Genomic DNA, 10,294 nt, shown 5'->3' on the forward strand with positions numbered 1-10,294 from the left:
ATTTTTAAAAATAATTGGCAAAAAATACTCATGTGATTTTGTCTCATTTATTTAAAGTAAATTGGAATATACTTCCATAATTTTTTTAAAAAAGGTTGATTATGGAAGAAAATAAAGAAAGTATGGAAGAAAATTATTGGTTAGTTCATTTTCCTATTATGTTCTTTGTTTCGGTGATGGGTGTTGGTGGTTTGTCTTTAGTGGTTAATAAAAGCATTGATATTTTTGAGTTACATGAATCTTTAGGATGGCTATCTGTGATTTGTGTTGCTATCAGTGTGGCTTTGTTAGTGGCAATAGTTGGTTTGTATGGATTGAAAATAATCAAATACCCAAAAGCTTTTCTTAAAGAGTTAAAGCATCCTGTTAGAATTAATTTTTTTGCAGCAGTTTCAGTGTCGATTTTGATTGTTTTGATGTTGGTTTTGCCTTATATTGGAGATGGATTTGCTTTGGTGTTGTTTTGGATTGGAGCCTTATTACAGCTTATTTTTAGTCTTTATGTAGTGAAATATTGGTTTGTTAATGAAATGAAACAAAAAATGGCAAGTCCTGCGTGGTTTATTCCTATTGTGGGGAATCTTATCGTTCCTTTAGCGGGAATGAAGTTGAATATAGCCTTGGGAGATGTGATTGTAAGTTATGAAGTTTTGATTTTTTATTTTGGAATGGGAACTTTTTTTTGGATTCTTTTAGGAGCTGGTTTGCTTTTTAGGCTTATTTTTGGAGAAAATCTTCCTCAAAAATTTCTTCCCACACTCTTTATTTTTATCGCACCCCCTAGTATTTTTGGGCTTGATGTTTTGCTAATGTTTAATGATTTTATATCAATGGGAAGTTTGTATGTGATTGCTAGTGCTAGTTTTAGTGTGGCTTTATTTTTTATTTTTTTGATGGCAAGTATTTTTAATGTATTTTTAAATATAAAATTTGCGCTTTCGTGGTGGGCTTTTACTTTCCCAATTGCTGCTTTTACTCTTTGCTCATTGGAACTTTATATTGCAAGTTATTCTCCTATTTATAAGGTGTTTGGAATTTTGGGAGGAGTGTTGTGTGTAGTGATTGTGTTTGTTGTAGGTTTTAGGACATTGATTGCTATTAAAAATCGAGAAATTTGCGTCATAGAAGAGTGAGTTGATTTTGTTGAATTAAGCCCTTAATTAAACTCAATGGGATCAATGTCAATTTCGCAAGGAATATTTTTGATTTTTAAGAGTGTTTGGTGTAGGGCTTTTGCTTCTTTAGAGCGTAATAAAATGACATAGCGCCATTTATTGGCAATTTTTTCAATAGGTGCTATTCCATATCCAACAATTTCGACTTCATTTGTTTGATTTTGTTTAAGGACTGCTAGAATCTCATCTGTAATAGCCACTGCAGCTTCTTGCTTTTTGTGTGAAATTTTAATGAGGGCTAAACGCATAAAAGGGGGATAGAGATGCTCTCTAAAAGTTAATTCTTCTTGCAAAAATATTTCATAATCATTGAGATAATTTCTGAAAAAATCTTCTTGAAGGGTTTGAATGATTACTTTTCCATTTTCCTTGCGACCACTTCTGCCTGATAATTGAAACATTAAAGCCAAAGCTTTTTCCCTAGAGCGATAATCACTCCCCTTTAAAATATAATCAAGTCCTAGTGCTACACTTAAGGAAACATTATGATAATCATGTCCTTTGGAGAGCATTTGTGTGCCAACAAGAATGTCAATTTTATGATGATTGAATTTTTTTAAAGTCTCTTTGAGTTTTCTTTGTGTGGTGATAGAATCTCTGTCAAAACAAGCAATATTGGCATTGGGGATTTCTTTTGAGAGATGATTGGCAAATTCTTGCGTTCCAATCCTTAAAGAGCTTAAAGCACCACCACAAATGGGACAAGATTCTGGAATAGAGCTTGTATGGTGACAATAATGACATTTTAGAGAAGAATCTTTGCTGTGCAAACTCATAGAAACACTACAATTTGGGCATTGTATATTATTTCCGCAAGTATTGCAAAGGAGATGTTTGAAATTTGCCCTCGTGGGTAAAAAAACAATAGATTGTTTATGAGCTTGGAGATTTTCTTTGAGATTTTGCAAGATAAGGGGGTGTAATTCATTGTTGTTAGGGCAAAAGAGAAATTCTTTTTTACTTTGATAGTAAGTGCCTTTTAGCCTAAAGATGCTTTTGTTTTGTTTGAATTTATAATAGGTGCTAGCAAGTGGCGTAGCGCTACCAAGGAGAATTTTGATATTAGTTTTTTTGGCTAGATAAAGGGCAACATCTCGAGTATGGTAGCGTGGAGATGAGGAAGATTTATAGGCATCATCGTGCTCCTCATCAATAATAATTAGCCCTAAATGATCTAAGGGGAGAAAGAGACTAGAACGTGCTCCTGCTAAGATTCTAATTTCTCCATTGCGTAGCCTTTTTAGGATTTCTTTTCGTTTTTTGCTGCTTAGCTTAGAATGCCAAAAGGCTAAAATATCTCCAAAAACTGCATAAAGACGCTTTTCCATTTGAGGAGTTAAGGAGATTTCTGGCATTAATAAAAGTGCATTTTTGGATTGCTTGAGAGTTTGATTAAGGAGGTGGATATAAATTTCTGTTTTTCCACTTCCTGTATCTCCAAAGAGTAGGGAACTTTGATGGGAATTGATAAAGTTTAGCGCTTGGATTTGTTTGGGGCTTAAATTTGGTAGAGTAAAATCTAGGCTTGTTTGCTTAATAGGGGTAGAATTTTTAAGAAAAGGAGTAAAGATTCCATAAGCAACAGAGCGCGAAGTGCAATAATAGCTTGTGATAAATTCGGCTAAATCTAGTTGGTTTTTAGAAAAGTATTCTTGTGTGGATTCTAAAAATTTGCATTGAAAATTTGGTTTGTTGCAAGGTTGGAGCACCACGGCATTTTTAGTGCTTTTTAGCAGGGGAACTTTGATAATATCACCAATATTCATAGGGGTTGTGGAAACATAGGTTAGCAAAGGAGAGTTTTGCTTTAGAATAGCAACTAGATAATAAAACAAGATTTAGGGATTTTTGTTGGATTCTAAGATTTGGTTGGCTTTTTGGATTGTTGTTTTGAGAGTGTTTGAGATTTCTGAAGCTTCCAAAAAAGCCTTGAGTAAGTCTTTTGGGTTGATATTTTGACTTTCATCAATGAGATGATTTAAGGCTATTAGGGTTTCTTGTGAGATTTCTTGTGTTGGAATATCATAATGCCTTCCAACAATACAAACACGAAGAATATTATCCATTAGTGACCAAGAACATTTTGAATTTTATTTAAGACATTTTCTAACTCTTTTTCTTTTGAGCCGATTTCATCATAAAGTGAACTGATTTCTGTATTTTTAGCTTCATTTTCAGCTTTTAAAAGCACAATTTGTTGTCGTAATTGCTGATTCTCATCGCGTGTTCTTTGTAATTCTGTGATTAAATCATCTATGCCTTTTAAGAGTTTGTTTGAAATATTTTGCGTTTCTTCCATTGTGTAAAACCTTTTGCTTGGGAGTGAAAAATGTATTTTAACATTATTTTCTGAAAATATGAAAGTTTCTAAGAATAGAAAGCAAAAAATTCAGTAATTTTAATTAAAAATGCTTTGTATGAGTGATAGAAAACCATAAAGAGCAAAAAAGCTCTTTAGTTGATTTTTCGAATTTCTTTAAATTTAACCCACGCCACAATTTGAACAATGTAGGAGATGATAGTAAGTAAAATACCTAGAAGTGGGATAAATATTGTTAAAGTCGCAATTACACTAATAATGAAGGCATAAAAAAACAATCTTTCATTGGTAGCTTCTGAAAGTAATGAATAATATTTATAAGAAAAATATAGCGCACTAATTGCAATAATAAAACCGATAATACCAGCAAAACCAATACCTGCAAATATGCCTGAATCTGCATTTGAAAGAGCTCCAACCACAGCAGAAACTGTTGAAAAAGAAATGATAATAGTTGAAATGAATGATAAGACTGCTGAGATAATGAAATTAAAAATTATTGACTTGCAACCCGATTCTCTTGAGATTCCAATAAGTGCGAAAATATAAACAACCACTCCCGCAATAGCAAAAAACCAACCAAGAAATGGAATAAAAGCAAGTGCAGAAAAAATTATTCCAATATACGCCTTAAGTTTAATGGAACTAATACTATTGTCATTTAGCGAATTGGTAATAGAATCCACAACATTTGCAGAAGATTTGGTAATAAAAATAGCTTTTGCACTAGCTTTTTCTCCAGATTCATCAATTTCGAAATCTACTTCACATTTTTCTAAACTTTGTTCGCTTCTACCTTCAAGATTTTGAATATCTTGTAGGTGAAATTGATACCTTTTTCCATCATCACCACTGATGATTCCACTGCCCAATATTACTCCACGCATTTATATGTCCTTTAGATTAGAATTTAGGATAAAATAATAAAGATAAAATTAACAAAAGTCAAGTATTTTAATTTTTAAATAAAATTAAAGTTTGTGCTAAAAATAGAATCTGGAAATTTTGACTATAATTGCAACTATACTTCACAAACTTCACATAAGGATTCTTGTTTGTTATGCAAAAGTTTATTTTAAATTCATCCTATAAACCTGCAGGAGATCAACCTCAAGCCATAAAAAAATTAAGTAATTATATTAAGGGCGGTTCGCAATACCAAACTTTAATTGGCGTAACAGGTAGTGGAAAGACTTTTTCAATGGCACACATTATAGAAGAGTTGCAAATACCAACGCTTATAATGACGCATAATAAAACTTTAGCAGCACAGCTTTTTAGCGAATTCAAAGGTTTTTTCCCAAAAAACCATGTGGAATACTTCATCTCTCATTTTGATTATTATCAGCCAGAGGCATATATTCCAAGGCAAGATTTATTTATTGAAAAAGATTCGAGTATTAATGAAGAATTAGAGAGATTACGACTATCAGCTACAACTTCGCTTTTGGCTTATGATGATACGATTGTGGTGGCTTCTGTATCAGCAAACTATGGATTGGGGAATCCAAAAGAATATTTGGAAATGATAGAAAAGTTTGAAACAGGAAGTAGCTATAATCAAAGAAATATGCTGCTTAGACTTGTTGAGATGGGTTATAAACGCAACGATTCTTTCTTTGATAGGGGGGATTTTAGGGTTAATGGTGAAGTGATTGATATTTATCCAGCGTATAGTGAAGATGAAGTGGTGCGGCTAGAGTTTTTTGGAGATGAGTTAGAGAAAATTGCGATTTTAGATAGTGTGGATAAAAAGCCCTTAAAATCTTTAGAATCATTTGTGCTTTATGCGGCAAATCCTTTTATTGTTGGGGCAGATAGATTGAAAGTGGCAATTAAAAGTATTGAAAAAGAACTTGCAGAGAGATTGGACTTTTTTAAAAAAGAAAATAAAATGGTGGAATATGAGAGACTAAAATCGCGCACCGAGTTTGATTTGGAGATGATAGAATCGACAGGGATTTGCAAGGGGATAGAGAATTATGCACGACATTTGACAGGTAAAGCACCAGGAGAGACACCTTATTCTTTGCTAGATTATTTTGCTCAAAAAAATAAGCCTTATTTATTGATTGTTGATGAATCGCATGTGAGTTTGCCACAATTTGGCGGAATGTATGCAGGGGATAGGAGTCGCAAGGAAGTGCTTGTGGAATATGGATTTCGTTTGCCAAGTGCTTTAGATAATCGTCCTTTAAAATATGAGGAATTTATCCATAAAGCCCCCCATTTCCTTTTTGTCTCTGCAACACCTGCGCAGAAGGAATTGGAACTAAGTGAAAATCACACAGCAGAACAGCTTATTCGCCCAACAGGATTGCTTGATCCCCTTTATGAAGTTTTGAGTGTAGAAAATCAAGTTGAAGTGCTATATGATGAGGCTAAAAAAGTCATTGCAAGAGGTGAGAGAGTGCTTGTAACAGCGCTAACTAAAAAAATGGCAGAAGAGCTAACGCGCTATTATAATGATTTGGGGCTAAAGGTGCGTTATATGCATTCTGAAATTGATGCGATTGAGCGGAATCAAATCATTAGAGGGCTTAGAGTTGGGGAGTTTGATGTTTTGGTAGGGATTAATCTTTTAAGAGAAGGATTAGATTTACCCGAAGTTTCTTTGGTAGCGATTCTAGATGCAGACAAAGAAGGTTTTTTGCGTAGTGAGACTAGTCTTATACAAACTATGGGAAGAGCAGCTAGAAATGTTAATGGTAAAGTTTTGCTTTTCGCTGACAAAATTACCCCTTCACTTAAAAAAGCAATGGAAGTTACAGATTATCGTCGCAACAAACAAGAGGCTTTCAATAAAGCTCATAATATTAAACCTCAAAGTGTTTCAAGAAAGCTAGATGAGAATCTTAAAAATCAAGATTTAGGAATGCTTTATGAAAAAGCTAAAAAGAAAGAAAAAATGCCAAGGCAAGAGAGAGAAAAATTGGTTAAAGAATTGACTAAAAAAATGCATGAAGCGGCTAAAAGACTTGATTTTGAAGAGGCAGCAAGATTAAGAGATGAGGTAGTAAAAATGCGGAATTTATAATCTAATAAGAAATATATAACTCTTACACACCTGAAGAAAAAGAGGCTTTATTTGCCTTTGGAGAAGAGTTTGGAGGAAGATTGAAGAGTGGAGAGGACAGCAACACTCAAAAACTTATTGATGCTTTGCAAAAGAGTAATTTGCCTTTAAAATCAAGTGCTTTAAAAGTGCTGAATGCAATCAACAAGCCAACACTTAGACAAAGGCAGTTAGAACTCATTGAATTAATCCGTGCTGATGAGAGTGGAAGCTCTTTAGCCTTTTTAATTGAAGTGGCAAACACCTCTCCTAAAGCCTCTAAAGCACTTGGAGATATACTTAATGCCACCACCTATAATCTCCAAAAGGGGCTAAAAGAGCTCGGAATGGATAACATAGAAATAAGAGCAATTTATGAAAATCTAAAAAACAAAACCAAAGCTGATTATAACGATGTAATGGAAAATGTGCTAGGAAAAATCTATGATGAGAATTATAAGACTACAATAGATTCTAAAAACTACCTAAACTTTAGAAAAGAGCTAGAAAAAAGCGGTATTTTAGAGAGTGATGCAATGGCATTTCTAAAGGATGTTGAAGCAAATATTTATAATCCAAATGGGGTGGAATTTAAACAACTCAATAACGCTTTAAAGAGACTAAATGCTTACACAAAGAGCACTAATCCAAATTTGAATGAACATTTAAAGAGTGCGGTAAGGGGATTTTTAAAAGAAGATATTAAAAAAGGCATTGATGATATTTTTGCCCAAAATACACAGGGTTATGCTGATTCTAAAAGGCTTTTTGAAAGTGCTTTGAGTGATTATGCGACTATGAAAGAGATTTTTAAAGTTAAGGGCATTAAAAGCTTAATGGACAGCACAAAGACCAAAGAAGAAGCGCAAGAAGCCTTTGTTAGATACTTGAAAGGACAAGGAGAGAGTGCAAAAAGCAATTATGAAATATTAACCCAAAATCTACCTAAAGAGCAAAAAGAGAATTTAGAGCTAGGAGTGATACAGCAAATCTTTGAAAAAAGCATAAGCAAGGGAGAAAATGAGCTAAAGGTTTTTGATAGTGTGCTTTTTAACAAAGAGATTGAGGGGCTAAAAGATAAATTCACCACCAAAGGGGCTAAAGATGCCCTAGAGCTTATAGGCGGATTCCACCGCCTCTTTTCAAACGATGGCGAGATAGCTTATAAGCTACGACCTCCAAAAACAGGAAGCAAAGGATTGAATTCTACGATTGCAACGAGTGCAGAGGGCGCAACAAAGCAGAAAATGACTTCGGCAATTATGGATTTGCTAATGCGGAATTTACCAGAACTTGGGATACCCTTTACAAGCGTGAAATTTAATGGCATTAATGAGAGAATACAAGGAGCGGCGTTGCGGTATCATCTCTTAAGTGCTTTAAATCATAGTGTGAATGTGGAGGATTTTAAAAAAATTTTACAAAAACGCAATACTCCTAATAATTTCAATCTTCCTACAAGGGAGCTTTTAAATTCGTTTTTAAAGCAAGTGGATGAAGTCAAAGCTGAAACACTTAAAGAGGCAGAGAATTGGAGAGCAAGAGAGGCAGAGTTTGAAGCTAAAAAAGATGCGATGAAACTAAGTCAATCTATTCCACTTAAAGAATTTGGAGTGAATTATCCAGAATACTATCACAATGGCAAAGGAGCAATAGAGAAGCTTTTAACTGAAGCTAAAGACTATGAAGCACGAAAAGAAGCAGGGAGTCTCACAGAAGATGAAGTAAAGCAAGGAGCGTATAAAGGACAAGTTGCAGGGGCATTTTATAAAGAGGGCTTAGGGGATATTGATTTGGTTTGGGGGGAGGTAACAGACCCTGTGAATCATAAAGGCTATGGATTAGCCCATATAATTGATAAGCACCCTGATTTTGATACAAGTTTGATACCTGAAATTATTGAAAAAGGTAATGTGATTAATCAAAATAACATAAGGTATCGCATAGAAAAAGACAACTATGTAATAGGGCTTAGTGCGGAATATAAAGGAGAAAAAAAGAATTTTATTATCACAGCTTTTGAGAGATACAAGGATAAGAGCGACACTTTCACCGAACACCCCTTTACATCTACTTCGGACAATGCAGTAAAAAACCTTGAAAACTCTAAAGCTAATTCTACCACAAACACACAAGGATTGCAAACAAGCCTAAGCCCTTTTGCAAAGGCACAAGCAGAAAAAGAAGCACAGCAAGAAGCAAAAGAGAAGCTACAAGCACAGCAAGAAGCACAAAGAGATTTAAAAGCAAAAGAAATAGCACAAAAACAAAGAATAATCCAAGAGCAAAAAGACGCAGAGAGCGGACAAAGTAGCCTTAATCGGAATTTAGACTTAGGAGAGAAAATCCAAACAAGAGAAGTTAAAGCCCCTCTAAATAGCGTAACTCTAGGAAATAATGAAGTGCTAGAACTAAAATATGTGGTAGTCAAAGCAGATGATTTAAAAACTAATTTTGAAGGTAATGCACTTCAGCCAAGAACACAAAGCAATCCTGCAGTGATTGAACGCATTGCAACACAATTCAAACCTAATTTAATGATTGGTAGGGGAGGATTTGAAGATTTGCCTATCTTAGCTCCTGATGGGCAAGTCATAGCAGGAAATCATAGAGTGGAAGGAATGAAGCAGTTTAATGAAGCTTCAAGAAAAAGGTATGAAAATGCTATAAAAGAGAATTTTGGAGTAGAGCTAGAATCTGATGAATTATTGCTTAGAATGCCAAAAGATGATTTAGAAAATCAAAAGTTAGTTTCTTTAGCCTTTGTGAGTAATGCAAACACTAACCGCACTTTTGGCGATAGAGTAATGGCATCTTTGGGAAAATATAGCAAAGAGTTAGAAACAATACCAAAATACTTTGAAAGTCAAAGTGTCGATGAGCTAAGCACAAAGGTAGCAAAAGCCTTAGAGAAAAATGGACTTTTACCTAATGAAGAAGAAGCAAATTTGGCATTATTAGGACATTTAGCAAAAAATAGCAATGGAGAGAATATTGCAAAGGTGCTAACAAAAGTCTATCAAAGCAATGATAGAGAAACCTTTAGCAAAATCAAGGATATGTTTGTAAAAAATGCAGGGGAATTCCATAATTTAGTCAATGATATTGGCGAACACGGCTTGAAAAAATTGGAATTAAGACCTTATTTGCTTGATTCTATTAATGCAACCTCTCAAAGCCTAAGAGGCACTAGGGCAGAGAATTTCAAAAGATTAGCTGAAAAAATAGATAATGTCTTAAAAACCACCACAAAAGAGGGCAGAAATGATCTCATTGAGAGTGATAGAGAATTTTACAAGAACCTTATAGGAGAGATTTTAGGAGCAAGTTTGGCAAAGTTTGCAAGACAAGAAAATCCTGCTAATGCACTCTATGAAGTGCTAAAAAATGCAAAGGCAGATTTAGTTGAAGCGCTAGAGCCTACACTATTTAAAGAGGGTAAAGGAATCGAAAATGCAGATATTTATGATTTGCTAGAGTTGCTTATAAGCAAGGGAGAGCCAAGTGAGCCTACGAGTGCAGTTATAGATATGCTTCCTGCTTTGAGAGAAAAAGAGGAAGCTTATAATAATTTTATCAAGGGAAGCCAAAGAGAGGGCACAAGCCATAAGCCGCAAACAAAAGACCAAGCACAAGAAACACAAACACAAGACATAAAGTTTGTAGATACCAAAGGCAAAGAACACACACTAAACAAAGACACACAAAAACAATGGCTACAAACCTTTGGATTACAAAACCTAG

7 protein-coding genes are annotated in these 10,294 nt (G+C 34.4%); 3 read left to right on the plus strand and 4 right to left on the minus strand.

Annotation, left to right across the window (positions count from 1 at the left end):
- The first annotated feature begins 101 nt into the window (after positions 1-101).
- Complete coding sequence (locus tag CCY98_RS08180) at positions 102-1,133, plus strand: SLAC1 anion channel family protein (RefSeq protein ID WP_112058059.1); 1,032 nt, start codon at positions 102-104, stop codon at positions 1,131-1,133.
- A gap of 23 nt (positions 1,134-1,156) precedes the next feature.
- On the opposite strand, the gene CCY98_RS08185 is transcribed toward CCY98_RS08180, so the two are convergent.
- The 4 genes from CCY98_RS08185 to CCY98_RS08200 all read right to left on the minus strand — a co-directional run bounded on the left by CCY98_RS08185 (position 1,157) and on the right by CCY98_RS08200 (position 4,382).
- Entirely contained in the window at positions 1,157-3,010 is a 1,854-nt protein-coding gene (locus CCY98_RS08185) for a primosomal protein N' (protein ID WP_112058060.1), read from the minus strand.
- Positions 3,011-3,013: 3 nt separating this feature from the next.
- The gene (locus CCY98_RS08190) at positions 3,014-3,241 is read right to left on the minus strand and encodes a hypothetical protein (RefSeq protein ID WP_112058061.1); all 228 of its coding nucleotides are present in this window, start codon (positions 3,239-3,241) and stop codon (positions 3,014-3,016) included.
- Positions 3,241-3,474, minus strand: a complete 234-nt coding sequence (locus tag CCY98_RS08195; RefSeq protein ID WP_112058062.1) for a hypothetical protein — start codon at positions 3,472-3,474, stop codon at positions 3,241-3,243. The genes CCY98_RS08190 and CCY98_RS08195 overlap by 1 nt, the downstream gene beginning before the upstream one ends.
- A gap of 155 nt (positions 3,475-3,629) precedes the next feature.
- The gene (locus CCY98_RS08200) at positions 3,630-4,382 is read right to left on the minus strand and encodes a hypothetical protein (protein ID WP_112058063.1); all 753 of its coding nucleotides are present in this window, start codon (positions 4,380-4,382) and stop codon (positions 3,630-3,632) included.
- Between the two features lie 173 nt (positions 4,383-4,555).
- Between CCY98_RS08200 and uvrB the strand changes: the two genes are divergently transcribed.
- Positions 4,556-6,532 carry an excinuclease ABC subunit UvrB gene (gene uvrB / locus CCY98_RS08205; protein WP_112058065.1) on the plus strand — a complete coding sequence of 659 codons (1,977 nt, stop codon included), beginning with the start codon at positions 4,556-4,558 and terminating at the stop codon, positions 6,530-6,532.
- An 80-nt stretch (positions 6,533-6,612) separates the two neighbouring features.
- On the plus strand, positions 6,613-10,294 hold a 3,682-nt coding region (locus CCY98_RS08210), incomplete at its 3' end, for a hypothetical protein (RefSeq protein ID WP_112058064.1).

Origin of the sequence: Helicobacter sp. 11-8110, assembly GCF_003288905.1 — a bacterium.
Lineage (GTDB): Bacteria > Campylobacterota > Campylobacteria > Campylobacterales > Helicobacteraceae > Helicobacter_D > Helicobacter_D colisuis.